At 43.3% G+C, this 14,949-nt stretch carries 16 protein-coding genes; 2 read left to right on the top strand and 14 right to left on the bottom strand.

The features are described from left to right. Positions 1-3 precede the first annotated feature (3 nt). From NSQ91_RS14545 to NSQ91_RS14530, 4 genes are all read right to left on the bottom strand, one after another. The gene (locus tag NSQ91_RS14545; RefSeq protein WP_076126156.1) at positions 4-876 is read right to left on the bottom strand and encodes a PRD domain-containing protein; all 873 of its coding nucleotides are present in this window, start codon (positions 874-876) and stop codon (positions 4-6) included. Between the two features lie 213 nt (positions 877-1,089). Beyond that, positions 1,090-1,473, bottom strand: a complete 384-nt coding sequence (locus NSQ91_RS14540; RefSeq protein ID WP_036686669.1) for a DivIVA domain-containing protein — start codon at positions 1,471-1,473, stop codon at positions 1,090-1,092. 93 nt (positions 1,474-1,566) lie between these two features. Further along, positions 1,567-1,926 carry a helix-turn-helix transcriptional regulator gene (locus tag NSQ91_RS14535; RefSeq protein ID WP_036686667.1) on the bottom strand — a complete coding sequence of 120 codons (360 nt, stop codon included), beginning with the start codon at positions 1,924-1,926 and terminating at the stop codon, positions 1,567-1,569. A 1,458-nt stretch (positions 1,927-3,384) separates the two neighbouring features. Then, positions 3,385-3,744: a GNAT family N-acetyltransferase gene (locus NSQ91_RS14530; protein ID WP_340918488.1), complete on the bottom strand. Its 360-nt coding sequence runs from the start codon at positions 3,742-3,744 to the stop codon at positions 3,385-3,387. 251 nt (positions 3,745-3,995) lie between these two features. Here NSQ91_RS14530 and NSQ91_RS14525 point away from each other — a divergent pair, with 251 nt between their 5' ends. Beyond that, a complete protein-coding gene (locus tag NSQ91_RS14525; protein ID WP_340918485.1) occupies positions 3,996-4,886 on the top strand; it encodes a GNAT family N-acetyltransferase in 891 nt (296 codons plus the stop codon). A 35-nt stretch (positions 4,887-4,921) separates the two neighbouring features. Here the strand turns inward: NSQ91_RS14525 and NSQ91_RS14520 are convergent, their stop codons facing one another. The 8 genes from NSQ91_RS14520 to aroC all read right to left on the bottom strand — a co-directional run bounded on the left by NSQ91_RS14520 (position 4,922) and on the right by aroC (position 9,901). Next, positions 4,922-5,860: a GNAT family N-acetyltransferase gene (locus tag NSQ91_RS14520; protein ID WP_339173888.1), complete on the bottom strand. Its 939-nt coding sequence runs from the start codon at positions 5,858-5,860 to the stop codon at positions 4,922-4,924. A 102-nt stretch (positions 5,861-5,962) separates the two neighbouring features. After that, complete coding sequence (locus tag NSQ91_RS14515) at positions 5,963-6,415, bottom strand: hypothetical protein (protein ID WP_175619023.1); 453 nt, start codon at positions 6,413-6,415, stop codon at positions 5,963-5,965. A 150-nt stretch (positions 6,416-6,565) separates the two neighbouring features. Then, positions 6,566-6,850 carry a hypothetical protein gene (locus tag NSQ91_RS14510; RefSeq protein ID WP_339173884.1) on the bottom strand — a complete coding sequence of 95 codons (285 nt, stop codon included), beginning with the start codon at positions 6,848-6,850 and terminating at the stop codon, positions 6,566-6,568. Then, complete coding sequence (locus NSQ91_RS14505) at positions 6,825-7,322, bottom strand: hypothetical protein (RefSeq protein WP_339173882.1); 498 nt, start codon at positions 7,320-7,322, stop codon at positions 6,825-6,827. The genes NSQ91_RS14510 and NSQ91_RS14505 overlap by 26 nt, the downstream gene beginning before the upstream one ends. Positions 7,323-7,358: 36 nt before the next feature. Then, positions 7,359-7,538: a hypothetical protein gene (locus NSQ91_RS14500; RefSeq protein WP_076305492.1), complete on the bottom strand. Its 180-nt coding sequence runs from the start codon at positions 7,536-7,538 to the stop codon at positions 7,359-7,361. A gap of 60 nt (positions 7,539-7,598) precedes the next feature. After that, the gene (locus tag NSQ91_RS14495; RefSeq protein ID WP_076126143.1) at positions 7,599-7,793 is read right to left on the bottom strand and encodes a hypothetical protein; all 195 of its coding nucleotides are present in this window, start codon (positions 7,791-7,793) and stop codon (positions 7,599-7,601) included. A gap of 33 nt (positions 7,794-7,826) precedes the next feature. After that, positions 7,827-8,684 carry an NAD-dependent epimerase/dehydratase family protein gene (locus NSQ91_RS14490; protein WP_340918479.1) on the bottom strand — a complete coding sequence of 286 codons (858 nt, stop codon included), beginning with the start codon at positions 8,682-8,684 and terminating at the stop codon, positions 7,827-7,829. Positions 8,685-8,845: 161 nt separating this feature from the next. Then, complete coding sequence (aroC, locus tag NSQ91_RS14485) at positions 8,846-9,901, bottom strand: chorismate synthase (RefSeq protein WP_076126139.1); 1,056 nt, start codon at positions 9,899-9,901, stop codon at positions 8,846-8,848. 71 nt (positions 9,902-9,972) lie between these two features. Between aroC and NSQ91_RS14480 the strand changes: the two genes are divergently transcribed. Continuing rightward, positions 9,973-10,905, top strand: coding sequence for a LysR family transcriptional regulator (locus tag NSQ91_RS14480; RefSeq protein WP_340918476.1), 933 nt, complete (start codon positions 9,973-9,975; stop codon positions 10,903-10,905). Between the two features lie 816 nt (positions 10,906-11,721). On the opposite strand, the gene NSQ91_RS14475 is transcribed toward NSQ91_RS14480, so the two are convergent. Then, positions 11,722-12,306 (bottom strand): general stress protein, encoded by a 585-nt coding sequence (locus NSQ91_RS14475; protein ID WP_076126136.1) that lies wholly within the window; start codon positions 12,304-12,306, stop codon positions 11,722-11,724. A gap of 98 nt (positions 12,307-12,404) precedes the next feature. After that, entirely contained in the window at positions 12,405-14,897 is a 2,493-nt protein-coding gene (gene hrpB, locus NSQ91_RS14470; RefSeq protein WP_076305495.1) for an ATP-dependent helicase HrpB, read from the bottom strand. Positions 14,898-14,949: the final 52 nt, after the last annotated feature.

The raw sequence follows: 14,949 nt of genomic DNA, 5'->3' as shown, positions 1-14,949 counted from the left end.
ATGTTAATTTGATTTCACTAAGGTCTGAAATAACCGGTGCAAATGCATGGCTAGAAAACATAGTTCTTCTTCCGGAATTTCGACCTCAAGCGATCTTTGCATTACTTTACCGAGCTTCTTAGCCAGCTTGTATTCCTCTTTGTATTCTTTCTTAATATGTTTCACAAAGGGATTATCTATTAGTGATCCTTTTAAAATACGTTCCAGCGAAAAACGCAAGTGGATCATTAATCGGATATGATTCATACTGCCGTGCTCAAAAGTTATCTTTCGTTCTTGCTGAATCATGTCTAGAAGCTCATTGACAATATTAGAGGCCTTGACTAACTGACCAACCGATACATTATTGACGGCTGAATACACATGATAAGTAAGAAATCCAATCTCATCTTCGGGGATTTGCACTTGAAATTCAGCATTGATTTTCTCCGATGCCTTGTAAGCGATCTCAAATTCCTTCGGAAATGACATTTTGGTTTCTTGCAAAAACGGATTAATAATATCCATCCCGTTGCGCAGACGGTAGATGGTGAACTGTATGTGGCTCGGGAGTGCCAGATAAATCTTGTCGTTTAACTTGTCAGGAAATTGACTTTGGATATCTGCAATTATCTCATCAGTTATTTTCATTACCTTAGGATCTATATCTTCCAGCAAAACTTGATATTGGCTCCAGGCTTCGCGATCTTCTAGACGAAACAATTTTTCAATCCGAGCATCATTTCCTTCGATCACACCAGAACCCTTCACTGCAAATCCAATACCTTTGCCAATGATGACATATTCCTTCCCGTTTTTGCTTCCCTGAACCATTACAACGTTATTCCCAATTACACGCTGTACTTGAAATTGCTCGATCTCTCGCGACAAGCTCATCACTCCTCTCCCTAATTATCGTCAAATTGGAACAAAAAAAGCCAAGAATTGTCTAATGGAAATAAAGACAATTCTTGGCTCATGCCCTTAACGGTAACACGCCACTAAAATATAAATGATCATTTATGAACATATCATAATTCATGAACTGCTAACTCGTCAATGGTAAATTTAGAAATGTCAAGCGGAGCTCCCATTATCCCAAACAGCGCCTTATAAAAACTCTTCCACGCGAGGAAGCTTATCTTTAAGCTGGCGGACGTTAGTTTCAAGCCTCAGAATAACCTCTTCCAATTCTTTTGGATCAATGCCTCGGGAAACAGGAACCTGGATAACCTCTGTTTTTGTTTCTGCCTTTAATTCCCGCATTTCCAGCTGCTGCTCTTGCCATTTATCCATCAGATCAGCTATCGTCGCATAGAAACGTTCGTAATCTTTGATTACGCTGTCCAGAAATGTATCTACTTCCTCCGCATCGTAGCCACGCAGCTTCATGCTGAATTCTTTTTCATGTATGGTTAGAGCGTCTAATGTGATGCCAAGTTGACTGAACAGCTTCCGCTGTTTGTCTAACCGGCGTTTCATATGTTCATCCATCTTTTGCTACCTCCAAGTATATACTGCAATCATCCGGCAGTAACCATTATAACAGGGTGAGCGCATCCTGAAAATATTACTATAGTTGCAGTTCTAATAGTTGTCCACAACAGCTTTATTCAAAATGCCTAAGCAGCGGTCAAGATCCGTCTTTACCTGCTTTTTATATAATTTTGCTTTCTCTTCTCCATCTGAGGTGAAATGGTAAAGTACGATTTCTTGAAAATCCACTTTAGGGTCATTGCCTTTAAGCTGCTTGGTACGATATAAAATCCCTTGCTGCACCAGCTCATGCAGGGCGCGATAGATTTCACTTTGTGGAGGGGAATAACCATGGGCTTTGAAATCCCGACGTAAATCCTCCAGCATTTGATATCCGTAACCGCGGTGTTGTTCTACCATTGTTATAAGATACACTTTGATAAACGCTCGTTGAGCAATCATAAACGCCATATAAACCCTCCTCATGTTGTAAATGTTGTTGGCTAATCTTTCCTTCTATTACTCTAGTATAAGCACTATTTTCCAACTTTCACAACCTGAAATTTGATAGAGGGTTCACTTATTACGTTGTTTATAGAGATTTGGTGGGATATAGGATGATTTATGTGGATGTGGGTAGGTAGGGTTTGGTTTTTTTGTGGTTTTCTATTGTGAATTTTTCATATGATGAAATTATGGAATAAATGATTGTACATCGTTGATTTCGTAGAATGATCCTCGAAGAATTAGGTCCACATGCTTCGGCACGATACAAATTCTATCTGAACCCGCATGCTTCGGCACACCCTCCCATTCTTTGTTTAATTTGATTCGTTTGGTTTGTTTGGTTTGATCAGTTTGGATTGATCAGTTTAGTTTGATCAGTTGCTTGTTCGAGCTACTATCGGACCCAGTTGACCCTATTCGCTGCTTTTCCCCACTTTTGCTGTGCTATCGGACCCTATGGGCGCTATTAGCATAAAAAGTAACATTTATACATCTATTCTTGGGGAATAGCTGCACTGGTGTCCGAAACTACTCTGAAAAAGCTTAATATTTGCAAATAGCGTCTTCTCGGTCCGAAAGTTTCTGCGCGAAATAAACTCCATCTGAGCCCACATACTTCTGCGCAAACCAAACTCTATCTGAGCCCACAAACTACTGCACGAAATAAACTCTATCTGAATCCACAGGCTTCAGCACGCTCCTCTCCCATTCTTTGTTTAGTTTGTTCAAGTTTGCTCGTTCGAGTTGCTATCGGACCCAGTTGACTCTATTCGCTGCTTTTCCCCACTTTTGGTGTGCTATCGGACTCCATGGAGGCTATTGGCATAAAAAGTAACATATATAGAGCGATTCTTGAGGAATAGCTGCACTGGTGTCCGAAACTACTCTGAAAAAGCTTAATATTTGCAAATAGCGTCTTCTCGGTCCGAAAGTTTCTGCGCGAAATAAACTCCATCTGAGCCCACATACTTCTGCGCAAACCAAACTCTATCTGAATCCACATGCTTCAGCACGCTCCCCTCCCATTCTTTGTTTAGTTTGTTCAAGTTTGCTCGTTCGAGTTGCTATCGGACCCCGTTGACTCTATTCGCTGCTTTTTCCCACTTTTGGTGTGCTATCGGACCCCATGGACGCTATTGGCATAAAAAGTAACATAAATAGAGCGATTCTTGAGGAATAGCTGCACTAGAGTCCGATACTACTCTGAAAAAGCGAAAAATATGCAAATAACGTCTTCTGGGTCCGCAAGCTTCAATAGAACATCAATTCGAAAAGAAAAACGCAAAAAAGCGATCCTCCAGTTATTGAAGAATCGCTTTTTAGGTAACTAATAAGTTCCACTTTGCCAAGTTCATTTTCTAAACGTCCTTCTCAGCTATAATCCCTGCGCCACTCCGCTTTCCAAATAACCTCTCCTAAGCACTATTTCATAGCGTTTTTCTCCATAAATTCATTCTTCGTCAATCCAAACAACAGTAAGTCTAAATACTGTCCATTTGTATAAATAACTTTACGGCGCACGCCTTCTTGAACACAACCCACTTTTCTAAGCATAGCTGCTGAGGGTTCGTTACCTTCGAGCGTACATTCGTTAAACTTGTTGAGTCTAAGCTCCAAAAAAGCATACTTCAACAGGATGTTGATAGCTCTTGTCCCATACCCCTTACCTCGATGGTCTCTATCCACTTGCACGCCTATACTGAACGTACCATTTTTCTCGTCTATGCTATTAAGATTTACTCCACCCACATATTCACCATTCAGATTTTCGATCGTAAACATCAGTCGCTGTGATGAGAATTCTGCAAATGTGAACAGATCTTAGTCTTATTTTCTCATCCTGCCAAAAATAATGACTGTAATCTATCCCTCTCATCTTATACCTCCGAGTCAATAATTTAGAGATTATGATAACACATCTACAGGATTATATTGGTATAGTATTTTTAAAATCAACTTTACGGTTAAAAAGCATAGTATTATATATTCATAAAATGCGAATCCCAAAATCATCTGAAATAGAGGTATATTCTATGAATGAATATCAATTGATTAGCGATTATAAACACATCGATAAATATAAGCTTAGCTTCAATTCTTTAGCCCAATCAATCTTTGGTATTGATTTTAAACCTTGGTATGAACAAGGGGGCTGGAATGACAAATATATTTGTTATTCCTTTATCGATGAAGATCACGTCATTGCGAATGCATCTATTAATAAAATGACTATTCTCATCAACAAAAAAGAATACAACGCCATCCAAATTGGGACGGTGATGACACATCCTGATTATCGTATGCAAGGTTTATCCCGAAAATTAATAGACCACATTATCGCTAAGTACGAACATGAATACGACTTCCTCTACTTATTTGCTAATGAGCGCGCTTTGGATTTTTATCCTAAATTCGGGTTTGAACGCATGCAAGAAAGCAGCTTTTCACTTAACGTTGCTCATCTTAGCAATCAGCCAACTACAACCTACTCTGTGCGGCCTTTATCTATAGGTAACCCCGTTGATTTTAGCATGATCAAAAATTTTGCAGTCAAAAGAACACCGGTATCCTCCGCGCTAAGTGTGATAAATAATGAACATCAGCTGCTGTTTTATTTTATTCTTCCTTTTCACGATTCCTTTTATTATATTGAAGAGGCTGACGTTATTGTGATCTTTAAACATGAGGATCATCAGCTTCATATTTTTGATATTATTAGTACAACAAGTTTTGATATCAACACAGTATTGAAAAGCATTATTTCTCCGGATACTGAAGTTATACATTTTTATTTCACACCAGATTATCCAATCGATCAAGTTAAGGCAAAATTAATTTCCCAGAGTGAAGATACCTTATTTATACGTCCGCTATTAAAAGAACTCCCTCAACATTTCATGTTTCCTATTACCTCTCATGCCTAGTTAACAAAAAAAAGGCTGCCATTTGGCAGCCTTTCTTAGTCGTGCATAGGAATATACATACTCTGTATCTCTTGTACTCCAGGGACAAATCCTAGATTTAAATAAACAGACTCCGCATCATTACCTTCCATGACATATAATCTTAGGATCGGATACTTATCTTTCAGGAGATTAAGTCCTCTTTTCAACATCAGTGTAGCAATCCCTTTTCCTCTGTAAGCAGGTATTACACCAATACTGTAAACTGCTGCGTAATCATCTTGTAAACCCAAAAGACAATTCGCAATTAGCTGTCCTGATTTCTTATCATACACAAGCGTTGACGCTGTCAGTAATTCTTCATTTGTGTAATTAGGTTCTTCACTTGGGATAAAATCTTCATAAGCGAATTTTTTTCTCCTTGTTGCCTCAAGACTTCCATCGAAGCTCGCATAGTTACATTCGGCGATCTGCTCTTCAAGAATAAAACGTTTAGCGCCCATTCCATTATCTTCGATCTGAGGACTTTCAATCCTTAACTCTTCGTTCCATTCGACCTCAAAATGATCTGTAGGACGGTGCATCCAACGGCATCTGAACTCATCAGGCCAAAACCCTGCCCGCGCAAATAATTGAACCTGGTCTGGCAGAACCTCGAAGGTTTTTATAGGTTTTGTTCTATCCGACCAATAAATCAAAAGCTTTTTTAATAGCTTCAGCACCACAAATGTATCGTTAAACGGTGGAATAACAAATAAATGATATATCCGGTTAGGCGACATCTTTACTCCACCTATTTTAGACTCGCCTTTATAAATCCAAAAAGCGTTTCTTTGGGCAGAATTGAACCTTTCTTCTTTAAAAAAACCGTTATATTGCATATTATAATAAATGGAACAATACAGTCCCCACTCTTCTGAGTCTGCCTTACGAATAGAATAATCATTATTTAAGTCATATGAAATCTCGTATTCAGACCATGCCATTAATTGCATTTACATTTCCTCCTCGCTAGTCCTATCACCTTCTGTATTCCATAGTATCACTTCTTAAAGTAAATGTTTGGTAATAAACTGTTATATTAATCTTTTGCCGATTTAAAGCAAATGCTTTTCTTTTATCTTAGAAACGGCTTGTACCCGGTTTTTAACCTCTAACTTTTGATAAGCTTGACGTGCCATCAGCATACGCGCGAGTGTGATTTGTTCGTATTCCCGGGCAACATTAGGTTTATCATTTGCACTAATATGCCTTTTCGTTAGCCATTCATCACCGCTACTTAACAGTCCTTGCGAGAACTGAATTCGAATATATGCGGCTTCCAGCAATCTTTCCCTGCCAGGAGAATGATATTGCTTAAGTTCCGCAATAGCTGTCTGCAAAACTTCCGCTGCATCTTCCACATGACCTATTGCTTTTAACATTTTAGCTTGCAAAATAACCCCTGGTACCCACATGCTCACATGCTTCGAGGAATTACACATAACAAGCACTTTGTCCAGTTGGACATTTGCATCTTTAAGATGATTCCTTTCATAGAAAAGATCCACCAAAAATACAAAACCATGACCTTGTAACGTTTACTATAGATGCAAATTTCTCTATGCCTTCCCTGTTTTGGTCCAATAGCTCAACGAACGTATCCACGTCTCCCTGATAAAATGCAACCGAAGCACGATACAGATCCAACCGCATTTGAATTACGGCTTGCTCTTTTTCCGGAATAATAAATTCCTCTTCCATGAAAAGTTCAACCTTTGTAAGAAGCGTTTGGCATCATCTGATCGTCCAGCGACAGCCATCGAACCCGCTTGAAAATAAAATAAATCAGGGTGCACAATCATATTTTTGATCGACAACTTATCTAGTGAATCTAGCAATGTAGATTCATCGCCATCTTTGATAATTGAATTGAAAGGCCTATCCATACATGATGCAGAAAACGTATAATCCTCTGCCTCAAAAGCATGCTGGATAGCTTCCAAGACCAGCCCTTCCTGAAAAAGAGCGGAAGGCAAGAATTAAACCCGCTGCCCATCCTTCTGTTTTTTTTCCAAGCAAAAATAACTCATCTTGTGAAAGCTGCTCGCTCAAGGGTTGAGATTGTAGCTCATCAATTTCGTCAAATGTAAATCTCAGATCATCGTTACTTAATTCTAGTAGTTCCTGTTGTGCTCTTAGGCGGGATAAGGCGAGTGGCGGGAGGGTTCTACTCAATATTACAAGCTTCACATTAGCCGGAAGATGTCCGATGAAAAAGCCCATACTTTCATGAATCGATTGATTCGTAATCGCATGATAATCATCCATTATAAGTGTAATAGAGCCTGGAAGAGAATGCAGATCGTTTAATAAAAGAGGAATCGCAGTTTCTACTGAACCGTCACGAACAGACTGGATAAACAAATCCAAGCGATTTAAAAAGGGGCGAAAGATTCTCTCAATTGCAGCATGCAAATTTAACCAGAATCGTACAAGATGGTTATCTGCAAGCTATGCAACCTCATCGGAATGAGTACGAGCCCATTCGGCCGCAAGTGTCGTTTTTCCAAACCCAGCTGAGGCGGCAATAAGCGTCACTTTGGCACGATTTTCATCCATGAGTTTAGACATTAATCTTATGCGCTGATCATAATAAGGAGCCTGTTTTAACCATCTATTAAGTAGTAACATAACATTCTAGCTTTCTGACATCCAATATCAAAAAAAGACCGCCAATTGGCAGCCTTTTTTCTAATATATTCTTGAGCATAACCAAAAAGCTGAACCCACTGCGATAATGCCTGCCATAGATACAAACAGGACATACCCTTTCTTTGTTCTAGTAACGGTGTGTTTATCATAAAACTCTGGTTTTCGAACGATTCCAAACCATAGATCAGCAATTAAATTCACGACTACTAAAGAAAAATTCTTTAATTTACTCATGTTATCTCTCCTTGTACATGTTTGGATTCATCTCTAACCTTTCAAGCTCTGAGCAAAACCTGACCTCCATGATGGGTATGATGGACTCCATCCGTAATCCATTCGAGCTTTTGTATTGGACGCTCCCCGTTCCCAGCCTTCTCTGCCCATATGCAAAGGAGGTCTAGGAGCTCCCAAGATTTCAGAAAAAACAGGCACCCAATCTATTCCTCGCGCAGGTTCATTGTCCACAATATTAACTGGACCAGAAGGCCAGTTCAGAGCAAGCGCCGCCGCGTTAGCTGCATCCTCCACATGAAGGAATGACGTAACCGCTTCTGTTGCAGTCAGTCTCCCTTTTCGAATTTCTTCTGTCATTAATCCCGCAGCATCATACCAAGTCCCTTGGCCGTACAACATTCCGTACCGCAAAATCACATGATTAGGAATTTCTGCAACTGCCTTTTCAAGTGAGCGGATACCCTCAATGGTTCTCATCCGGGATTCAGAAGCATTAGTATCTAATGGAGTATTCTCCGTGGCAGGTCCCTCACCAGCTTCATAAGCCCAAGAGATACTTTGGGCAATAATCTGTTTAACCCCGCTTGTCAGTGAAGCATCGACAATATTTCGTGTTCCTTCTATTCTTATCTTTGAATTATCTGCAAAATTCCGCTGACTTAATGAAGTCAGCTGATGAATTACCACTTCAGGTTGGGCTGCTTGAATAGCCGCAAATATAGACTCACGCTCATACACATCCGCGATTACCGCTTGTGCCCCTAAGCTCTCAAGGATTGTTTTGTTTTCTTCTTTATGGGTCAGACCGATAACCTCATGCCCCGCTTGTAGTAACTTAGGAAGCAATGACCGTCCAATCACACCAGCAGCACCTGCAACAAAGATTCTCATCTATTCCCTCCTTTTCGCTGTACTGTATCTTATGGCATAGCTAGAGACAAAGCATAATTTGAATGATTATCCATATGATACCACATATGCAAAAAAGACTGCACCTCACAGTCTATTGCTAAGAGGTGCAGTCTTTGATTTGTTTCATTTTATAAAGTGTTTCATCCAAAAATAGCAGCTTGTCTTTTATAAAGATCTTCCAATACTAAGCAAGCCATTGCTTCAACAACCGGGACGATTCTCGGACAGATACATGGATCATGTCTGCCCTCCGTTTTAATCTCAACTTCTTCACCATTCGTGTTTATGGTCTGTTGAGTAACAGAAATCGAGGATGTAGGCTTTACACTTATTCGAAAAATAATCTCTTCTCCTGTGCTGATTCCGCCTATAATTCCACCGGAATGGTTACTAAGAAATCCATCCTTATTCATCGCGTCATTATGTTCACTTCCAAGCATAGAGGCCGCTTCGAATCCAGCTCCAAACTCTATTCCTTTTACAGCACCAATAGATAACATCGCTTTAGCTAACTCTGCATCCAATTTATCAAATACGGGTTCTCCAAGACCCGGAATAACCCCTCTAATCCGACACTCCACGATACCTCCGCAGCTGTCTCCAATCGAAGCTAAGTGTTCAATTTTTTTAATCATTTCAGCTCCAGCCTTAGCATCACAGGCGCGGACTGCATTTTGTTCAATAACATCTTCATCAAAGGTTTGACACTTAATCCCTCCGACCTCTTGCGTGTAGGCTAGTACCTCAACCCCTCTTCTTTCGAGCAGTTTCCGAGCGATCGCTCCGCCAGCTACTCTTGCCGCTGTTTCCCTGCCAGATGCCCGCCCACTGCCTCTATGATCGCGAATTCCGTATTTCTGCAAAAAAGTATAATCCGCATGGCCGGGTCTAAATGAATGCTGAATATCGTTATAGGCCTCCGGTTTCATATCTTTGTTGTACAGAACTACAAAGAGTGGAGTTCCGGTTGTTTTCCCTTCGAATATTCCTGATTGTATTTGCACCACATCATATTCCTTACGCGGTGAAGTTACAGAGGACTGGCCTGGTTTCCTTCTATCCATCTGTTTCTGAATATATGCTTCATCAATTTCAACATTAGGTGTAACTCCATCCACTATGACCCCAACCGCTGCACCATGTGACTCTCCAAAGGTAGTAATCTTGAATACTTCTCCAAATGTGTTACCTGCCATAATATTCAAACCTCCATTGCCGACTCTTTTATTATTTATATATCCAAATTATAATAAGATTGTTGCAATTAATGAAATCACATTTTCAACAGGCTGTCATAGAGGTGATCTATATCAAATTCTTTAACCTTGAATGGTATCGTATTTTTTTATATACGGCTCGTTACAAAAATCTAACAAAGGCTGCAAATGAATTGCATATTACACAGCCATCCGTAAGTTATGCCATTAAACAAATGGAGGATTCTTTAGGCCTCAAATTATTTCATCGTTTATCTAAAGGTGTAGAGCTAACCGAGGAAGGACGGGCGTTATTGGAATATGTTGAGCCCTCTTTAGTCATGCTGGATTCTGCACAAAAGCATCTTCACAATCTAAAGCAGCTAAACGAGGGAGAAGTTCGGATTGGAGCGAGTGATTCCCTTATAAAAAATCTTTTGCTGCCGCAATTGAACGCATTCCACAAACAATATCCCGGCATACGAATTCGGCTATCACACGGAAAAACGCATGAGATCACCAAACGTTTGAAAGAAGGCGAAATAGACTGTGCGCTCGTCCATATGCCTATTGACGATCCACAATTAAGTATTCAGACGCTTGCCACCCTTGAGGATTGTTTTGTAGTGGGACGAGCCTTTCAGGAACTGGCAAACCGTTCGCTTACGGCAAAAGAACTTGCAGAGTTACCTTTTATTTTATTATCCCCAGAAAGCAGCACCAGACTGTTTGTTGATCATTGGTTTGCTGGTAAGGGATTGTCCGTTAAACCAGATATAGAGCTGGGCAGCATCGATTTACTCTCTGAATTCGCAAGACTTGGTTACGGGGTAGCCTTTATTAGCCGTTCTTTTGTAATTGAGGAGATTCAAAAAGGAGAACTTTTCGAGTTGCAATTAGATGATCCCCCTCCACCCCGGAATATAGGCTTCGCAATCCATCGCGATATGAGGTTATCCGTGGCAGCTGATTCTTTCGTCCGCATGCTTCGTATCCTTGATTAAGATCGTGCAAGGTAGCAGCATATAAGGACCCTGCGGAACGAGGCATGTGCTTAGCAACCATAAGGGCGCTGCGGAACGGGGGGATTTCTTAGCAGCAAACCGTGGACGTATGCTCAGTAGGATAAGGACACAGAGTCCGGGTGCACTTACGTAACAATACAAGGACACAGTGGAACGATGCACGTACGTCAGCGGAACGGTGCATGTACGTCAGCGGAACGATGCACCTCTAGCATAAGGACACAATGATCGGGTACGCATACGTAGCAGTACCAAGACAGCCTGTGCGTAGCAGCATTAAGGACACTGCGTAACAGCATAAGGACACTGTGTAACAGCATAAGGACACTGCGTAACAGCATAAGGACACTGCGTAACAGCATAAGGACACTGCGTAACAGCATAAGGACACTGTGTAACGGGGCACGTTCGGAGTTGCAATCATATGCGAATACTCTGTAGCATAAGGACACTCCGAAACGATCAAGTACGTAGTAGCAAAGGACACAGCGGACCTTAAACGCAATATTATCCGATATTTGGAGCCCTATCGGACCCCATTGCAGCTATTGGCATAAAAAACAGCAAATATGAGCCTCATTCTATAGAATAGCGTCCATGGAGTCCGAAATCCTGCTGCAAAGACCAAAAATTAGCCAATAGCGTCATCTGGGTCCGTACCCCTCAGAAGAGGATGAGCAAAGGGGGATTCCGGGAGGCGCGATGGACTAAAAATACAAAAGGAGCGATTCTCCATTAAATCGGAGAATCGCTCCTTGTAACCTTTTACCGCTTTTAAAGCAGGTTATTATAATGTTATATTTTATCGCGGTTGTAGACTTCAGCCGTCCGATCCGCTCTGTTAGCCATCGAGTTTCCTAGTCTAGTGTCTTCGTTATAGACGCCTTCGTAACGCTGAGTATTCAGCGAACGGTTACCGCGGAACACATCATGTGCTTGATAGCCGCGTCCATTATCATCGACTAGTACAAGGATTTTGCCGCTTTCCACATAACCTTCGTACTCTTTAGCCTCATCCTCAGGAATACCGAGCCCGATCAAGCCGCCGACTAATCCACCTGCGCCTGCACCAACTGCTGCACCTGTAAGGGTTGCAACTATAGGCCCTGCCGCCAGAATCGGTCCAATCCCCGGAATCGCCAATGCTCCGATCCCTGCTAATAGTCCGGCAACGCCGCCAACTACACCACCTGTAGCAGCGCCTGTTGCTACTCCTTCTGGAGCTTTTGTGCCTGTATCCTCTGAGATGTTTCTAAGCTCATCACGATCACGTGTGATTACTGATATTTCATCATTATTAAATCCTTGATTGTGAAGTCCTTCAATTGCTCTGGTTGCTTCTTGTTCTGTGTCGAAAATACCTACGATTTTTTTAGTCACTTGAAGCCCTCCTTAGTAATTGTCTTCGCTAGTAATTACCCTTTAAACGGGAGACCAAACATCTAAGGAAAAATTTCAAGAGCATATGTAACCATAAATTATTTTACAGGACGTGTACGATTAGTCGGAATAGCCTGTAATGGGTCATCTGGCCAATAGTGCTTCGGGTACCGTCCTTTCAGATCTTTTTTGACCTCAAAATAGGTCCCCCGCCAAAAACTTGCTAGATCAGAGGTTACCTGCACAGGTCGTCTAGCTGGTGACAAAAGATGCAGCAATACTGGCACTTTTCCCTCTCCAATTCGAGGTGTGTCCAGCTGTCCAAACATCTCTTGCAATCTTACTGCCAATACCGGGGCAGCAGGATTAGTATAATCTACAGGCACACGCGAGCCACTGGGAACAGATATATGTGTAGGTGCCTCCTTTTCCAGCATCTGCCGCTGATTCCAGTCTAACATCCCCTCAAGCGCTCGCGCTAACGGTACACGCTGAAGGTCGCGGAGGTTCCTCATACCTTGCAGATATGGCAAAAGCCATTCATCCAACGTAGCAATTAAAGCAACATCTGATACATCCGGCCAATCTGAACGTAAGGTATGCATAAACATCAAACGTTCGCGAAGCTGTATGGTTCCCTTCTCCCACGGTAGGATTTCAATGCCATCTGTAGCGATGACACTTAATAGTACATTTGCCATTTCTTCCGCGGAGGGTCTTTCATGTGAAGTTTCTTTTAAGACCAACGCGCCGAGCATTGTGCGACGACGTTTCTTCACACTTCCACTTTCTTTATCCCAATACACATCCGCTTCCTCGGTGATGCGGTCTGCATGATAGGAAAGCAGTTGTCCTTCTTCTATCTCAGCTGCCAGCATAATTGCGCCCTGTGTAGCGCGATCATCGATCGAAGCAGCTACGATATATGATGACCGGGCCAGCGGTTGTCCTTCCCGCATGGCCGCCCCCCGACCGGAGGAGAGCAGAAACGCGCCATCGCCGCGTTTCTGCCCGATCCGGTCGGGATAGGCGAACGACAGAAGCAGCCCGCAGCGGCTGATGTCGTTCACGTTCTCGCCCGGCGCGGCTTGCAGCTGCGCCAGGAAATGGCGGCTCTCGCGCAGCACAGCGCGCAGAGCCGCCGGGTCCGCTCCGCCGCTATCAGCGGAGCGCTCGAACCGGAGCAGCGCCTCAACGCGGAGCGTGAGGTCGCAATCTAGGGCCGCGGGACCCTTGAAAAGGTCCCGCTCTTGCAGCAGCGCCGCCAGCCGGCAGGCGAGCGGTGCTGTGCCAAGCTCTGCCGCGCGCAGCAGCATATGCGCGGCTCGCGGGTGCGCGCCAAGCGCGGCCATGCTGTGGCCGTGCGGCGTTATGGCGCCGCCGGCGTCCAGCGCGCCGAGCTGGCGCAGCAGCGCGGTGCCCTGCGCAAAAGGCGCAGCGGGCGGCGCGTCAAGCCAAGATAGCGCGGCAGTATCGCGCACGCCCCACAGCGCCAGCTCCAAAGCGAGCTGCGCAAGGTCCGTCTGCATAATCTCCGGCACATTGTCATCCGGAAGTCGATTATGCTCCTCCTGACTCCACAGCCTGTAGCACACGCCAGGGGCTGTTCGTCCAGCACGTCCCCGCCGTTGATCCGCGGAGGCTTTCGATACCGGGACTGTCGTTAGACTTGGCATTCCTGTGCGTGGTGAGAATACCTGTGTACGGCGCTGCCCTGTGTCAATTACCGTTCGCACGCCTTCAATCGTTAGACTTGTCTCAGCGATAGAAGTCGCAAGCACTACTTTTCGTTCACCTTGAACAGATGCAGCCACGGCTGCATCTTGGATATTTTGTGGCAGCTGGCCATATAGAGGGCGAATTACCGTCTGCTCTGCCAAGCTTCCATTTTCCAACTCACTTTGAGTTCTGCGTATTTCTCTTTCCCCCGGTAAAAAGACGAGAATATCTCCGGGTTGTTCAGCAAGCGCACGTCTCACAGCAGCTGCAGCAGTTTTTTCCAGTGGAAAATTCCCAGTAGTTGGCACATAGATTGTTTCTACAGGATAGGTTCTGCCCGGACAATTTACTACAGGCGCATCCCCTAGTAAAGCAGACGCCCGCTCACTGTCCAAGGTAGCTGACATGATAAGAATCCTTAGATCCTCCCGCAGCACAGCCTGTGCTTCCAGTGTAAGGGCAAGTCCCAAATCCGCATGAAGACTGCGCTCATGGAACTCATCAAAAATAACTAAACCCACATCACCCAAAGAAGGATCGCTTTGCAGCATTCTCGTTAATACTCCTTCAGTGACTACAACAATCCGCGTATTTTTGCCTACTTTAGTGTCATTCCGCATCCGATAACCTACCGTCTGTCCAACACTTTCACCAAGGCAGGATGCCATGTAAGTGGCGGCAGATCTAGCAGCAAGCCTTCTAGGCTCTAACATTAAAATGCTTTTACCCGCCATCCAGGGCTCGTCCAAAAACGCCGGAGGCGTTCCAGTTGTTTTGCCTGCACCCGGTTCAGCGATAAGTACTGCTGCCTGCGCAGTGTTAAGTATGTTTTTCAGGTCAGGAAGCACCTGTATAATCGGAAGCTGTTTCATTCTATCTCTCCATCGTCTATAATCATATGTTATAATTTTCCTTGAAGTTATC

The organism is Paenibacillus sp. FSL R7-0048 (genome assembly GCF_038004505.1).
Taxonomy (GTDB): domain Bacteria; phylum Bacillota; class Bacilli; order Paenibacillales; family Paenibacillaceae; genus Paenibacillus_AQ; species Paenibacillus_AQ odorifer.
The sequence above is the reverse complement of the archived record's forward strand: the minus strand, read 5'-3'. Positions and strand labels throughout refer to the sequence as shown.